This window comes from Microbulbifer marinus (genome assembly GCF_900107725.1).
In the GTDB taxonomy this organism is placed as follows: Bacteria; Pseudomonadota; Gammaproteobacteria; order Pseudomonadales; family Cellvibrionaceae; genus Microbulbifer; species Microbulbifer marinus.
The window spans coordinates 743,495-758,195 of the sequence record NZ_FNQO01000001.1 but is presented as its reverse complement, the minus strand read 5'-3'; the positions used below and the strand labels follow the sequence as shown (position 1 = coordinate 758,195).

The 14,701-nt window shown below is 61.9% G+C and carries 11 protein-coding genes; 4 read left to right on the top strand and 7 right to left on the bottom strand.

Annotation, left to right across the window (positions count from 1 at the left end; genetic code table 11):
- Positions 1-38: 38 nt before the first annotated feature.
- The 3 genes from BLW36_RS03315 to BLW36_RS03305 all read right to left on the bottom strand — a co-directional run bounded on the left by BLW36_RS03315 (position 39) and on the right by BLW36_RS03305 (position 3,611).
- Positions 39-1,631 carry an alpha/beta fold hydrolase gene (locus BLW36_RS03315; RefSeq protein ID WP_091385125.1) on the bottom strand — a complete coding sequence of 531 codons (1,593 nt, stop codon included), beginning with the start codon at positions 1,629-1,631 and terminating at the stop codon, positions 39-41.
- A gap of 31 nt (positions 1,632-1,662) precedes the next feature.
- Positions 1,663-2,280, bottom strand: a complete 618-nt coding sequence (locus BLW36_RS03310; protein WP_091385123.1) for a trimeric intracellular cation channel family protein — start codon at positions 2,278-2,280, stop codon at positions 1,663-1,665.
- A gap of 146 nt (positions 2,281-2,426) precedes the next feature.
- Positions 2,427-3,611 carry an acyl-CoA dehydrogenase gene (locus BLW36_RS03305; protein ID WP_091385121.1) on the bottom strand — a complete coding sequence of 395 codons (1,185 nt, stop codon included), beginning with the start codon at positions 3,609-3,611 and terminating at the stop codon, positions 2,427-2,429.
- A gap of 332 nt (positions 3,612-3,943) precedes the next feature.
- On the opposite strand from BLW36_RS03305, the gene BLW36_RS03300 reads away from it, so the two are divergent.
- From BLW36_RS03300 to BLW36_RS03290, 3 genes are read left to right on the top strand one after another with little or no spacing between them, the layout of a single operon-like run.
- On the top strand, positions 3,944-5,389 hold the full coding sequence (locus tag BLW36_RS03300) for an efflux transporter outer membrane subunit (protein ID WP_091385119.1): 1,446 nt from the start codon (positions 3,944-3,946) through the stop codon (positions 5,387-5,389).
- A complete protein-coding gene (locus BLW36_RS03295; RefSeq protein WP_091385117.1) occupies positions 5,389-6,624 on the top strand; it encodes an efflux RND transporter periplasmic adaptor subunit in 1,236 nt (411 codons plus the stop codon). The genes BLW36_RS03300 and BLW36_RS03295 overlap by 1 nt, the downstream gene beginning before the upstream one ends.
- The gene (locus tag BLW36_RS03290) at positions 6,621-9,764 is read left to right on the top strand and encodes an efflux RND transporter permease subunit (protein WP_091385116.1); all 3,144 of its coding nucleotides are present in this window, start codon (positions 6,621-6,623) and stop codon (positions 9,762-9,764) included. Before BLW36_RS03295 ends, BLW36_RS03290 begins: the two co-directional genes overlap by 4 nt.
- Before the next feature lie 40 nt (positions 9,765-9,804).
- Here the strand turns inward: BLW36_RS03290 and BLW36_RS03285 are convergent, their stop codons facing one another.
- The 3 genes from BLW36_RS03285 to phhA form a co-directional block, all read right to left on the bottom strand.
- Positions 9,805-10,974 (bottom strand): cation:proton antiporter, encoded by a 1,170-nt coding sequence (locus BLW36_RS03285; RefSeq protein ID WP_091385114.1) that lies wholly within the window; start codon positions 10,972-10,974, stop codon positions 9,805-9,807.
- A gap of 92 nt (positions 10,975-11,066) precedes the next feature.
- Entirely contained in the window at positions 11,067-11,537 is a 471-nt protein-coding gene (locus BLW36_RS03280; RefSeq protein ID WP_091385112.1) for an Lrp/AsnC family transcriptional regulator, read from the bottom strand.
- A 289-nt stretch (positions 11,538-11,826) separates the two neighbouring features.
- Positions 11,827-12,630: a phenylalanine 4-monooxygenase gene (gene phhA / locus BLW36_RS03275; RefSeq protein WP_091385110.1), complete on the bottom strand. Its 804-nt coding sequence runs from the start codon at positions 12,628-12,630 to the stop codon at positions 11,827-11,829.
- A gap of 196 nt (positions 12,631-12,826) precedes the next feature.
- Here phhA and BLW36_RS03270 point away from each other — a divergent pair, with 196 nt between their 5' ends.
- Positions 12,827-14,254, top strand: a complete 1,428-nt coding sequence (locus tag BLW36_RS03270; RefSeq protein ID WP_091385108.1) for a TyrR/PhhR family helix-turn-helix DNA-binding protein — start codon at positions 12,827-12,829, stop codon at positions 14,252-14,254.
- On the opposite strand, the gene BLW36_RS03265 is transcribed toward BLW36_RS03270, so the two are convergent.
- Positions 14,251-14,568: an Mpo1-like protein gene (locus tag BLW36_RS03265; protein ID WP_091385106.1), complete on the bottom strand. Its 318-nt coding sequence runs from the start codon at positions 14,566-14,568 to the stop codon at positions 14,251-14,253. The two genes, BLW36_RS03270 and BLW36_RS03265, sit on opposite strands and share 4 nt — an antisense overlap.
- Positions 14,569-14,701 lie beyond the last annotated feature (133 nt).

The window sequence follows — 14,701 nt, the reverse complement described above, 5'->3', positions numbered from 1 at the left end:
AAGCGGTCGACCAGTCGCCGCAACCCGCGGCGGAGCGTTCAGTCTTGTTGACTGTATTGGCTGTTTGCCGGCGCATCGCCACCAGCGGGTATCTTGTTCGCAAGCTCCTCGCGGCGGCATGCCCTGGCGGACTCAGTCTGGTCTTCGGTCGGGTTGTCGAGGAAGCGCGCTGCGGCCTGCTCGGCGCAGTTGCTGGCCGAAATGATGTCGTGGGCCAGCGCCGGGAACAGCAGCCACTGATGGTTGGGCAGTTTGCGCCGGGCTTTGTCGACATCATCGGCGGCTAGCACCGGGTCCAGGCCACCGTGCAGCAGCATGACGGGCAGGGTGGTGGCGATCGCCTTCGATTCGAGTAGTGGTGCCGAGGGGATGGCCCAGATTCGGCACTGCACCTGCATCAGTTCGATATCGGAGCGCACGGCGCCGCCGAGGATACCGCTGTCGGCAGCGCTGGCGCGGGCCCGGTCGAAATCGACAAAGGGCGCCTCTTCGTAACAGAAGTGGCTCACTCCGGCGGCATCACCGAAGTAGGGGTCGAGTACGATTTCCATGAAATTGGCGATCGCAGTCTGTACCGGCTTCTGCTCTTCTGTCTCGGCGGTTTCCAGCGCCTCGATAACCTTCGGCAGGTCGCTGTAAAAATTTTCGTTGTACAGCGCCTGGAAAAGCACCCGCAATAACCGCTGGCCGGTCAATACGAACGGATACTCCTCGTCGGAAAAACGATGGGTGATAGAGATGGTGCGCGGGTTTTCATCCAGCGATTGCACCAGGTTTTCCAGGCGGTTGCGCAGGTCGGGATAGCGGCTGTTGCACAGCTTGTCGGCGGAGCAGGCCTGCAGGCCGCGCTGATAGGCCGCCAGCGAGTCTTTGGCCAGCTGCTGGGTGTAGATGATGTTGGGGAATACCGCGCTGTTCAGTACCAGTGCGCGCACAGAGTCCGGGTAGTCGCGGGCCATGGTCAGTGCATAGCGGGACGCGTAGGAAACGCCGTAGAGGTTGAACTTTTCCACGTCCATCAGCTGCCGCAGGGCTTCCACATCCCGGGCGATGGTTGCGCTGTTGTACTGGGCGAGGTCAGCCCCTTTGCTCAGGCGGCTGTAACAGCGCTCCATGCTGAACGTGAATACGCGTGCCTCTTCATCCGGAGACAGGTTGCGCCGGAACGCGGTCTGCGCATCCTCGATAAACTCGTGGCAGGTCAGGCGGGGCTGGGCCATGCCGGTGCCGCGCGGGTCCATGATGATCAGGTCGCGGCCGTCTTCCACGGTCATCGCGGCGTAGTTGATCCACAGCCAGTCGCTGGCGTTTTCCGGCTCCAGCCCGAGGCTGGCGCCGGGTCCGCCGGCGCCCAGGTGCAGAAGCGGGTACTTGTCGGCATCGGGCTCGGCGGCGAGGAAGCGCACAACCGGAAACTGGATTCTGCGCTCCGATGGCTTGGCGTAGTTTTCCGGCACTTCCATCATAAAGCACTGTGTGATCGGCCAGCTGTCATCGGTTTCGAACCAGCAGGGCTTGGGAATCAGCCGGGTGGGGCCTGCACTGTCGTCCTGTTGTGCGGCGCGATCACAGGCCCCGAGGAGGACGCAGAGAACGAGTAGAACGGCTTTCTGAAGTCGGAAATCACACACTGCAGTAGTACCTGTGAATAAAACTGGCTGGTCAGTTGTTGCCGAAGCGCGCGATGGGTGCGGATAGGTTCCATCGCAAGGCCGCGAGCCGGATCCCCAGGGTCACCAGCACGGCGACGGCCACTACAATCTCTCCCGGGACTTTACCGCTGGCGTCGAGTAACACCAGCACGGCGGCGCCGCTGAGGGCCGCCGTGGCGTAGATCTCGCGCCGCAGCAACAGCGGAATATCGCCGGCCAGGATATCTCGGATCAAGCCGCCAAAGGTCCCTGTCATGACGCCCATTACGATGGCAATGGCCGGTGAGTGTCCTAGCTCGAGTACCTTTTGCGTGCCGATCACGACAAAGACTGCCAGGCCCATCGCATCAGCGATCTTCAGCAGGCGCATAGGTACCTGCAGATAGCGGATCAGGTAAAAGCTGACGACCCCGGTAGTGACAGCGATCCAGAGATAGTGGCTGTCCTGTAGCCAGAATACCGGAATATTCAGAATCATGTCGCGCGTGGTGCCACCACCGGTGGCAGTCACGCAGGCCAACACCACCGCGCCGAACAGGTCCATCTGCTTGTGACCCGCCGCCAGCACACCGGTAAACGCAAACACCACTATGCCGATTAGATCGAACCAGTACAGCAGTTGTTCCATAACTTTTTGTGTCCGGGAATAGAGCGGGTCCTGCTGCAGAAGTTATATGCCAGCAGACCAGAGAATCTCGATATGGCCCTGATGAGGGAAGAGAAGCAGCGTATCCACCGAGCAAATATAGGGCGGATACGCTACTGACGGCAGGCTTAGACGAAGGCCTGCAGGCCAGTCTGAGCGCGGCCGAGGATCAGGGCGTGCACGTCGTGGGTGCCCTCGTAGGTGTTTACGGCCTCCAGGTTCATCACGTGGCGGATCACGTGGAACTCGTCGGCGATACCGTTACCGCCGTGCATATCGCGAGATACGCGGGCGATGTCGAGTGCCTTGCCACAGTTATTGCGCTTCATCAGCGAGATCATGGTCGGGTCGAAGTTTTTGTCCTCGTCCATGATGCGGCCGACCCGCAGCGAGCCCTGCAGGCCGAGGGTGATTTCGGTCTGCATGTCGGCGAGTTTCTTCTGGAACAGCTGAGTCTGTGCCAGCGGGCGGTTGAACTGCTTGCGGTCGAGGCCGTACTGGCGCGCGGCGTGCCAGCAGTATTCGGCGGCGCCCATAGCACCCCAGGAAATGCCGTAGCGGGCGCGGTTCAGGCAGCCGAAGGGACCGCGCAGTCCGCCGATGTCCGGGAACTTGTTCTCTTCAGGCACGAATACGTTGTCCATGACGATTTCACCGGTGATGGACGCGCGCAGGGAGAACTTGCCTTCGATCTTCGGCGCGGACAGACCTTCCATGCCCTTGTCGAGCACGAAGCCACGGATAACGTCTTCGTCGTCCTTGGCCCAGACGACAAATACGTCGGCAATGGGGCTGTTGGTGATCCACATCTTGGAGCCGCTCAGGCGGTAGCCGCCTTCCACTTTCTTGGCGCGGGTCTTCATGCCGCCGGGATCGGAGCCGGCGTCCGGCTCGGTCAGGCCGAAGCAGCCGACCCACTCGCCGGTGGCCAGCTTGGGCAGGTATTTCTCTTTCTGCGCTTCGCTGCCGTAGGCGGAAATCGGGTACATCACAAGGCTGGACTGAACGCTCATCGCCGAGCGGTAGCCGGAGTCGACGCGCTCAACTTCGCGCGCCACCAGGCCGTAGGAAACATAGTTCAGGCCGGCGCAGCCGTAGCCTTCGATGGTGGAGCCGAGCAGGCCCAGTTCGCCCATTTCGCGCATGATCTCGCGGTCGAAGATTTCGTGGCGGTTGGCTTCCAGAATACGCGGCATCAGTTTGGTCTGGCAGTACTCGCGTGCGGTATCGCGCACCATACGCTCTTCGTCACTCAGCTGGCGGTCCAGCAGCAGGATGTCGTCCCAGTGGGCGAGGGGCTGATGTTTACTCATGGTGTGTCTCGTCTACTTCCGTTATTGATCGCGACCGGCGTGTCCGGCCGGTCCAATTATGCAGGCAGTGCAACTTGCGCGGCCCGGATCAGTTTCTGGAGTGGCGCCGACGGTAATCCCTGCGACAGCACCCTGTGACCGATCAGTTTAGTGTGGCGCATGATACCTAAGTAGGGGCGCCTGAGCACTCCCGGTGCGGGCAATTTTGCCTCCGATTAATCCGCTCGCGCGTAAACAACCGTAAATTGCCTTGCAGGTCCAAACACGAATTCCATAATAGGCGCAATAATTTTCTAACTTCACGTTCATCCAGAGACTTTGGTGAAATTTCCTTGCGTTTTTTTCCTGTCGTAGCATTTTGCCTGCCGCTGCTCAGCGCCTGTGCAACTCAGCCTCTACCGCCGGATCTGGCGCAGGAGAGCCTGGGCCTGCCCGACAGGTTTCGCGCGTCCGGCAACGGTGCGGTCGACATGCGCTGGTGGAGCACGTTCGGTGATGCGCAGATGGACCAGCTGGTACAGCTGGCGCTGCACGACAACCCGGACCTGCAGGCTACGCTGTGGCGCCTGCAGCAGGCAGCGGCCGCGGCCAAGGGCGCACGCTCCGGCTTCTGGCCGCGCCTGACTGTGGCCCTCGAAAATACGGAACAGCGCCGCTCCTCGTCCGGTGACTTCGATTTTTCCGGCAGTGAGAACGAAGGCAACAGCTGGAGCGGACGCCTGGCCGCCAGTTATGAAATCGATCTATGGGGTCGGGTGCGTGCCGGGGCCCGCGCAGCGGAGGCCGGGCGCCTGGCCGAGGAGCAGAATCTGCAGACCGCGGCGCTAAGCCTGGCGGCAGAAGTCGCCGTCACCTGGCTGCAGCTGCGCGAGCAGTGGGGGCAGCAGGATCTGCTGCGCCAGCAGCTGGATACCAATCGCAAGACCCTGCGCGTGCTGGAGCTGCGCTTTGGCCGTGGCGTTAGCGCGGCGGCCGATGTGCTCCAGCAGCGCCAGCTGGTGCAGCAGTCCGAGCAGGAGCTGCAGCAGGTTGACGCGGATATCGAGATACTGAAGGTACAGCTTGCCGCACTACTGGGAATCGCCGCACAGGAGCTGGAAGGGCAACTGCAGGTGGTTGCCGACATGCCGGTCCTGCCGGCGCTGCCGGATACCGGCGTGCCATCCCAGTTACTGCTGCGTCGGCCGGATGTGCAGCGGGCCCAGCGGGAACTGTTGCAGGGTTACTACCTTGCGGACCAGGCCTGGGCGGATCGGCTGCCGGTTATCAGCCTATCGGCGATCGCCAGCGGTGGCGGCAGCTCCATCAGTTCCATTACCAAGGACTGGCTGCTGACAATCACCGCAGCCGCGGAGGGGGTGCTGTTCGATGGCGGGCAATTGGCCGCGGCCCAGCACCAACAGGATGCGGTGTTACAGGAACGCTGGGCGCTTTACCGCAATACTGTGAACCAGGCCCTGTCCGAAGTGGAGCAGGCGTTGATTCGCGAGCGCGCGGTGAAAGACCGGTTGGGTTACCTGCGCGAACGCGAACGTCTCTCCGAACTGATTCTCGTGCGCCAGCGGCGCGCTTATGCACGCGGCAGCGTGGACTTTCTGAATGTACTGGCCGCTACCAACGATCAGCAGGCGCTGGCGCGTGAAATTCTGAGCGCGCGGCGCGAACTGATGGAGAACCGGGTCACCCTCTATCGGGCATTATCCGGGGGGCTTCCGCAGGAAGACCTCCCGGCACCGCAGCCGGTAGAGCTGGAGTTGTACCGGGAAGGGAATAGTTGATGCTGAAAAAACTCAACTGGAATTTTGTTGTACCAGTGGCGCTGATCCTGCTCGCGTTGGTGATTTCCAGCTGGCTGATGCGGGAAAAGCCAACCCTGAGTCGCGGTGAGCGCAAGGCGCCGCCGCCGACCGTTGACGTTGTCGTGGCCGAGCGCGGAAAGTTTCCGCTGACCGTCAGCGCGCTGGGCAAGGTGGCCGCGCGTGAACTGGCCGAGTTGCAGCCGCAGGTGGACGGCGTTGTCGAGTGGCTCGATTACGATCTGGGGCCGGGATCGACGCTGGAAAAAAATCAGTTACTGCTGCGGATTGAATCCGAATCCTACCAGCTGGCCCTGCAGACCGCGCGCAGTGCACTGGCCGAGAGGCGGGCGGAACTACAACAGGAGCAGGGCCAGCGCCTCGTGGCGCAGGAGGAATATGAACTGCTGGGCAGCTCGCTGCCGGAGGCAGACCGCGCGCTGGTGCTGCGGGAACCCCAGCTCGCGGCAGCCAAGGCACGTGTGGACTCGGCCGAGGCCCAGGTACGCCTGGCACAGCGGGATCTGCGCCTGACGCAGATTCGCGCGCCGTTTACCGCCCTGCTGGTGAGTCGCAGTGCCGACGTCGGCGATCGGGTCGCGCCGGGCAGCGTGCTCTATACGCTCGCCGGCGCCGAGCGCTTCCAGATCGAAGTGGAGGTGCCGGCGGCACAACTGGAACGCCTCAACAGCCCCGATGCCGAAGTGCGTATCCACGGCAGCCAGTGGCCGGCGGATCAGTATCGACCCGGTGAGTTTGTGCGGGTGATTCCGGTGCTCGAGGAGCAGGGCAGGCTGGCGCGGGTATTGGTGGAGCTTGCGGATCCCTTGTCCATCGAAAACCCGGCTCAGCCACAACTGCTGCTGAACGACCTGGCGCGAGTGGAAATCACCGGCCGGGCAGAGCGAGAACGGGTGCGCGTACCGCTGACCGCGGTGCAGGATGGCAACAGGGTGTGGCAGGTGCGCGATGGCCGTATCGTCATCCGGCCCATCGAGATCGCCTTCCTGAGCGGAGATTACGCCGTATTGGAGACTGGCCTGCACGGCGGTGAAACTCTGGTTACTACTCGACTCACCGCGGTAACCGAGGGCATGCAGGTGCAGACCGCGCAGCGCACGACGGGCAATGGGCGCGATAAGGCGGGCGCGCGCCGCAGCGACCGGCCTGACAATGAAGTGCCGGTTGAAGAACCGGAAAAGGGAGAGCGCGGATGAGTCTCGGCGGCGCTAACCGCCCGGCCGTGGACACGCGTTCGGGCGCCATTGCGTGGATGGCCCACAACCATGTGACGGCGAATCTGTTGATGCTGGTGTTTATCGTCGGCGGTCTGATTTTTTCGCTGACGGTGAAAAAGGAAGTCTTTCCCGAGTTCAGCCTCGATATGATCACCGTGCAGATCAGCTACCCGGGCGCGAGTCCGGCCGAAGTCGAGCGCGGCGTGCTGGTGGCGGCCGAACAGGCGGTGCAGGGCATTGTGGGCATCAAGGAAATGCGCGGTTCCGCCTCAGAGGGCAGCGCTACCCTGACGCTGGAACTGGATGAGGATGCCAATGGCAACCAGGTCTACCAGGATGTGCAGCAGGCCATTGATCGCGTCACTACCTTCCCGTCGGATATCGAGCGGCCCCAGGTCAGTCTGGCCGAGCGCAGGCGCGACGTGATGGATCTGGTGATTCACGGCGACCTCGACGATCGCACCTTGCGCGACCTTGCCATGCAGATCTATGACAAGCTGGAAGCGCATCCGGATATCACCCAGCTGGAGACCTCCGGTGTGCGCGATTTTGAAGTGGCGATCGAAGTGCGCCGCGACGACCTGCGCCGCTACGGCCTGTCACTGCCGGACGTCGCCCAGCTGGTGCGCAACGCTGCGGTGGATGTGCCCGCCGGCGGGGTTAAATCCGCCGCCGGCGAGATCCTGGTGCGGGTGACGGAGCGGCGTGACTGGGCGCGGGAGTTTGGCGATATCGTCGTCGTGCAGAGTGCCGGTGGCGGCACGGTGCACCTGAGCGATATTGCCACCATTCGCGATGCGCTGGTGGATGAGCCGCGCAATATGGTCTTCAACGGCGAGCGCGCGGTCGGTATCGATATTTTCCGCGTCGGCGATCAGACGCCGATGAGTGTCAGTGAGGCCGCGCGCGAAGTGCTGGCCGAACTTGAGGGTGCGCTGCCGGCGGGTGTGCATATCAGTATCCGCGACGACGATTCGGAAATTTTCAAAGAGCGCCTGTCGCTGCTGCTGAAAAACGGTTTTATCGGCCTGTTGCTGGTGTTTTTGGTGCTGGGTGCATTTCTGGAACTGCGCCTGGCCTTCTGGGTGACATTGGGAATTCCCACCAGCTTCCTCGGCGCGCTGCTGTTCCTGCCGGCGCTGGATGTCTCGGTGAATATGGTCAGCATGTTCGCCTTTATTATTGCGCTGGGTATCGTTGTCGACGATGCGATTATCGCCGGCGAGAACATTCACGAGTGGCGTCGGCTCGGTTACAGCAACCTGGAGGCGGCGATTGCCGGTGCGCGGCAGGTGGCAGTGCCGCTGACGTTCGCCATCCTGACCAATATTGTCGCGTTTATTCCGTTGATGGAATTGCCCGGATTTATGGGCAAGATCTTCGGCATTATTCCGTTCGTGGTCGGCTCGGTGTTTGTCATTTCCTGGGTCGAGGCGCTGTTTATCCTGCCGTCGCATCTGGCCCACTCCCGCCGCGGTTACAAAAACGGCTGGGCGCGGCGCCTTGCCGCGCGGCAGAAGATGATCGCGCGCAGCCTGGACCGCTTTGTCGAGGTGCGCTTCAAGCCGCTGCTGGATCTCTGCGTGCGCCACCGCTACAGCACCATCGCCATCGCCATTGCCATCCTGCTGGTCGTCGGTGGTTACGCCGCTAGTGGGCGCATGGGCTTTACGCTGATGCCAAAGGTCGAGCGGGACACGGGCCGCGTTGAAGTGACTTTTCCGCCGGGAACGGCGGAGCAACAGCTGGATAAGGCGCGCAGCCAAATCATGGCCGCGGCCGATCGTGTACTCGCTGACGTGGATCGCGAAAAAGCGGTACTCGGCATACGCGGCCTGGTGCGGGAGAGTTCGGTGCAGGTGGATGTTTACCTGGTGCCGTCGGATCTGCGCGATTTTTCCACCGGGGAATTTGTCCGCAAGTGGCGCCGTGCGGTGGGGCCCGTGCCCGGCGCGCTGAGTTCCAGTTTCGTCTCCGATCGTGGCGGCCCCGGTGCCGGTGCCGCACTGACGGTGGAGCTCCGCCACACGGATACCGCGACCCTGGAGCAGGCAGCGCAGCAACTGGCAGGGGAGTTGGGGAAATTCCCCGCGGTCAGTGATATCGATGCGGGCATCTCCCAGGGCAAGCAGCAGCTCGACCTGACCCTGACGGAAACCGCGAAGAGCCTTGGCTTGTCCGCCGAGGATATCGGCCGGCAGTTGCGCGCCTCGCTCTACGGTGCCGAGGCCCTGCGCCAGCAGCGCGGGCGCGATCAGGTCAAGGTGATGGTGCGTCTGCCGGAGCAGCAGCGGGTCAGCCTGGACGATGTTTCCAGCATCATGATCCGCGCCGGTAACGGCCTGTGGCTGCCGCTGCCGGATCTGGTGGAAGTGGACAAGGGGCGTGCCTACGCGACCATCAACCGCCGCGCCGGGCGTCGGGTCATGACGGTGACTGCGAATGTGGAGCCGCCGGACCAGGCGGCGCTGGTCATCAATGAGCTCAACCAGAGCGTGGTGCCGCAATTGCAGGCCGATTATGCCGGTCTGAGTGTTTCCTACGAGGGGCGGCAGGCCGAGGAGCGCGAGGGGCTGGCATCCCTGGGGCTGACTTTCTCTCTGACCATGGCCGCTCTCTACCTGCTGCTGGCGATTCCGCTAAAGAGCTATATCCAGCCGCTGACCGTGATGGTGGCGATACCCTTCGGTGTCATAGGCGCACTGCTGGGCCACCTGATCATGGGATACGGCCTCAGTATGGTCAGCCTGCTGGGCATGGTGGCGCTGGCCGGTGTCGTGATTAACGACACGCTGGTGATGATCGAATACGGCAACCGCTTGCGGGAAGAGGGCGCCGATCTGACCGGCGCGATCAAGCAGGCCGCCGCGCGGCGCTTCCGCCCGATCATTCTGACCACGGTGACCACCTTCTGCGGGCTGATGCCGATGATCTTCGAGACCTCGGTGCAGGCGCGCTTCATGATTCCGATGGCGATCTCGCTCGGCTACGGCATTCTCGCCGCCACCGCGATCTCGCTGTTGCTGGTGCCGTGTCTGTACCTGATGTTCGCGAAGGACATACCGCGCCTGTTTGGCATGCTGAAAAGCAACCGCAGCCTGGTTAAGGAGCGCGGGTGAATTGTCGGGCGGCGGAACCTTCCTTTCGCGATAAGTGCTGTTAATCCCTGCGCAGCTCGTCCTTGATCGCGATCGGGTTGGGGAAATTCAGCACCACGATATACGACGAGACCAGGAACGTCAGAATGGCGGTGGCCTGAATCAAGTGCGATGCGGCGCTGCCGATCAGGTTGTGGCCGACGGCCAGGAACGCGATCAGCAGGGAAAACTCGCTGATCTGGCCGAGGCGGAAGCCGATATCCCAGGCCAGTACCTTGTGTTCGCTCTGATTGCCCAGCAGGCAGCGGAACACCAGCGGTTTGACCAGCAGCACCGCGGCCGCGGTGACCAGTGCAGGCAATGCAATTTCCGGCACCATCGACAGCTTGAATTGGGCGCCGAGGCTGAAGAAAAACAGGATCAGGAAGAAATCCCGCAGCGGCTTCAGGCTCAGGGCGATGTACTGGGAGATCGGGCTGGTGGCCAGGGTGATACCGGCAATGAACGCGCCGATTTCCCGCGACAGCCCGAGTATTTCCGCCAGCTCTGCCAGCCCCATGCACCAGCCCAGCGCCAGCAGAAACACATATTCGTGAAAGCGGTCGAAGCGGGTAAACAGCGGCAGCAGCAGGTATTTCACCACCACCCAGGCAAATAGCACCAGCAGCGGCACGGCGGCGATGGAAAGCCCCAGTTGCGCCACATCCACCTCGCCGGTACTGCCGGACAGCAGAATCATCAGGCAGGTGATGGCGACGAAATCCTGGAACAGCAGCAGGCCCACCATCATTTCACCGAGATGTTTGTGATGCAGCACGGTGGTCGGTAGCAGCTTGATGCCGATGATGGTGCTGGAAAACATCATTGCCATGCCGATGACCCAGCACTCGGTGCTGGTGAAACCGAATAGCTTGCCGATGGCAAAGCCCACTCCCAGGAAAATTGCGCAGCTGATCAGGCCGACGAAGGTGGCTTTGCGCAGAACCGAGATCAGCGCCTGGGGCTGCATGTCGAGGCCGAGCAGGAACAGCAGGAAGATAATGCCGACGTTGGACATCTCCGCGAGCAGCTGCACGTTGTCGATCACCGCCATGCCAGACGGGCCGAGGAGCAAGCCCAGGGCGATGTAGGCAACCAGCAGCGGCTGGCGCCCGAACAGCGCCAGCGAGGCAACGATGGCTGCGCCGCTAAAAATCAGAAAAAAGGACTGGAAGAGAGAGGTTTCTGCCACTGGACATCCTTGCTGAGTGAGGCACTGAGTCCATTATCCATAGATGCGGGCGCAGCTGAAACAGTCGCGCCCGCGACTTCAATGCAAGTTTGCTATTCGCCGGGAGGAATCGGCAGCTCGGTAGTGCTCTTGATCTGCTCCATGGCGAAGTTCGAAATAATATCGCTGATGCCCACGTGGCGTATCAGTTCCTTGTAGAAACGGTCGTAGGCAGAGATATCACTGACCACGATGCGGAGCAGGTAATCATAGTCGCCCGCCATCCGGTAGCAATCCACCACCTCCGGCAATTCCGCCATATGGGCGGCAAAGGCATCAGCCCATTCGGGCGTGTGCTGATCGGTCTTGACCTGGGCGAACACCGACACCGGCAGGCCGAGAATTTCCGCATTCAGCAGCGCCACTTTGCGGCGGATGATGCCGCTTTTTTCCAGCTTCTGAACCCGGCGCCAGCAGGGGGTTTTGGTCAGGCCCACGCGCTCGGCCAGTTCCTCGATCGAGAGGCTGACGTCCGATTGCAGGATGGCAAGAAGTTGTCTGTCGATCGCATCGAGTGAGGACATAATTCTACGAAGCTCCCAAAACCGCGGGGCCGAGTATCCATGAGCGACGATTTGTGCGCCATCTATGGCGCGGCTACCCCTTCTGATAGTCCTATCCATTGAGTGTAGTGGAGTCTCCCGCCTGGCGGGGATAGTTGGGCTCTCACTTCACCCACTGCTGTAACGATAGGCTCCGAATCATCCTGCTGGTAGTGGAATTTCCTTCAGCCTGGTTGAACGTCTTACGGAGGAATCGGGGCGGGGGGGGAGATAGTCCGGGCGGGCAGGTGGCCCGCCCGGAAGGCGCCTGTTATGCGGCGTCCTTTGGCGGGAAGCGCGGCTCGAACAGACCCAGTTCGATGGCCTGGCGCACCTTGGCCATCAGATCGATCTCGGTGAGTTGCTGCAGCTGCTGCAGGTCGTTCAGCACGTAGTAAATCGGCTGTACGATATCGATACGATAGGGGGTGCGCAGTGCGTCGAGCACGTCAAAGTCGTAGCGCTCGGGCTCATTGCCGAGCGCGTACAGGGTCTCTTTCGGCGAGGACAGGATGCCGCCGCCGTAGATGCGCAGGCCGTCTTCGGTATTGAGCAGGCCGAACTCCACGGTAAACCAGTACAGGCGGGCCAGGTAGGCGCGCTCTTTCGGTGACGCACTCAGACCGAGCTGGCCGTATTTCTGCGTGAAGTTGGCGAACGCCGGGTTGGTGAGCATGGCGCAGTGGCCGAAGATCTCGTGAAAAATATCCGGCTCTTGCAGGTAGTCGAATTCTTCCGGCGTGCGGATAAAGGTCGCCACCGGAAACTTGCGGTCGGCAAGCAGGCCAAAGAAGGTCTCAAATCCGATCAATGCCGGTACCCGCGCCACTTCCCAGCCGGTTTCACGGCGCAGCACACTGCTGATTTCGTCGAGCTGGGGGATGCGGTCATGGGGCAGATCCAGCAGCTCCAGACCGTGCAGGTACTCGTCGCAGGCGCGCCCCGGAACCACCTTGAGCTGGCGCTCGATCAGGCGCTGCCAGGTCTGGTGTTCGATATCGGAATAGTGGATAAAACCCTGCTCGTCGGGCTGCCGCGCCACGTATTTGCTGGGTTTCTTCGCGTCTTTCTTCATGACTCTGTGCTCCCGTAGCGGCGCGGTGTGAGGCCCTTTCAGGGGCGCTGCCGGCCTGCCGCTCTGTCTTTGTTGTTATCTATCTCCGTTATTTTTAGTCAGAGCGGGCACCGCTGGGCAGGGGAATCACGACACTCTTGCCGTTTCGCAGCCACCGCAGATACACTTTTCGTAAACAATTATTTACAGTGTTGCGATGAGAATCGAAATTACCTGCGCCAACCGTGTCGGCATCCTGCATGAAATAATGCAGATATTCGGCGAATATCGGATTAATGTGACTTCCGGTGAGCTTGGTGGCGACAGCGGGGACAAGGTCTATCTGGCAGCGCCGAGCATGCTCACGACCCAATACCAGGCGATTGAGAGGTCCCTGTTGAAGGTGCCGGGCGTGCAGCGGGTGCGGCGCATCGCGCTGATTCCGTCGGAGAGGCGGCACTTTGAGTTGGACACGCTGCTGCGCCACGTGGCCGATCCCGTCTTGTCGGTGGACCGCGAGGGCCGCGTGATTGCGGCGAATCTGGCGGCGGCGCGGGCCTTCGGCGTCAGCCTGGACAAGGTGCCGGGCCTGCAGCTGCAGCGGTTCCTGCCGCTGATGCAGGTCGCCGAACTGCTGCGGGATTTCGCCGTGCCCCGTTATGGGCTGCCGGTTGGCGTGCGCGGTCGCGCTTACCGGATGGAATGGTCGCCAATCCCGGTCGAGGACAGTCCCGGCGCGGTGGATTCCCTGGCCGGTGCCGTGCTGACCCTGCAGCAGTGGGATGCAGATCAGTCTGCCGTTGAACTGCCGCGCCTGGTGGCGTTGTGGGATTTCGATCTGCGCCGCGAGCGCTGTCTGCAATTGCAGGAGTTGGCCAACTTCCGCTCGCCACTGCTGATTGTCGGTGAGCGCGGCACCGGCAAGAGTACCTTTGCCGGTGCGCTGCACTATCTCTCGCCGGTGGCCGCCGCCGGTGATTGTCAGCGGCTGTTGCCGCGGGACGGACAGATGCCGCTGCCGTCCCAGTTGCGCGGTTCAGGTACCCTGATTCTCGAGGACCTGCACCGTCTGTCTGCTGCAGCGCAGTTGGCGCTGGTACGGCAACTGCAGGATTTGCCAGCGCAGTTGCGCTTGGTGGCAACCAGTGTCAGTGCCGACAGGCTGGAGCCGGCGCTGGCACAGATATTCTCGACGCTCGCGCTCTCATTACCGCCTCTGCGCACTATGCGGCCGGCGCTGCCGCGATTCGCGGCGGCAATGCTGCGTCAGCACGCGCCGGAGGCGCAGCCACTGCAGCTGAGTGACGACGTATTGGCGTTGATGAAGCAACACGACTGGCCGGATAACTTCAATGGGCTGGGGGATTACCTGGGCGCCGGGGTGCGTCGCTGCGTCGCGCGCAATGGCGACACCATCGAGGCGGGCGACCTACCGGATCTGGCTGTGCGGCCGCAACTGCCGTGGCGGGACTGGGGGCGAGGCCTGACTTATCGGGAAATGATGGAGCAGCTGGAGCGGGCGCTGCTCAACGACCTGGTCGCCGAGCAGCCTTCGACGCGAGAGCTGGCCAAGCGGCTAGGTATTTCCCATACCGCGGTGGCGAACAAGCTGCGCAAGTACGGCCTGGCCAAGTCGAGAGTCTAGCGATCGATGCGACCGAGCAGCATATCCTTGAACATGACGAAGTCCCCCCACAGGCTGTAGAAGGGATGCTTGAAGGTGGCGGGCCTGTTGTGTTCGAAGAAGAAATGTCCGGTCCAGGCGAAACCGTAACCGGCAAAAGGCACGCCCGCGAGCCACAACAGTTTTCCGCTGATCAGGGCCGTCGCGACCAGTGCGATGACCAGGGCGGTGCCGACAAAGTGCAGTCGGCGACAGGTCAGGTTGCGGTGTTCTTCCAGGTAGTAGGGATAAAAGTCGGTAAAGGACTCGAATCTTTTTGTTTCTGCGGCAGTCATTGCGCTGCTCCTTATTCTTCTATATTGGCGTCAGTGTAAGGGCATTTTTCAGTCGCGTCCAAGCCGAGCACCGACCGGTCAAATCTGATAGTCTGCCGCAAATTTTGTCCTAGCCCGTAGAAGACCAAAATGA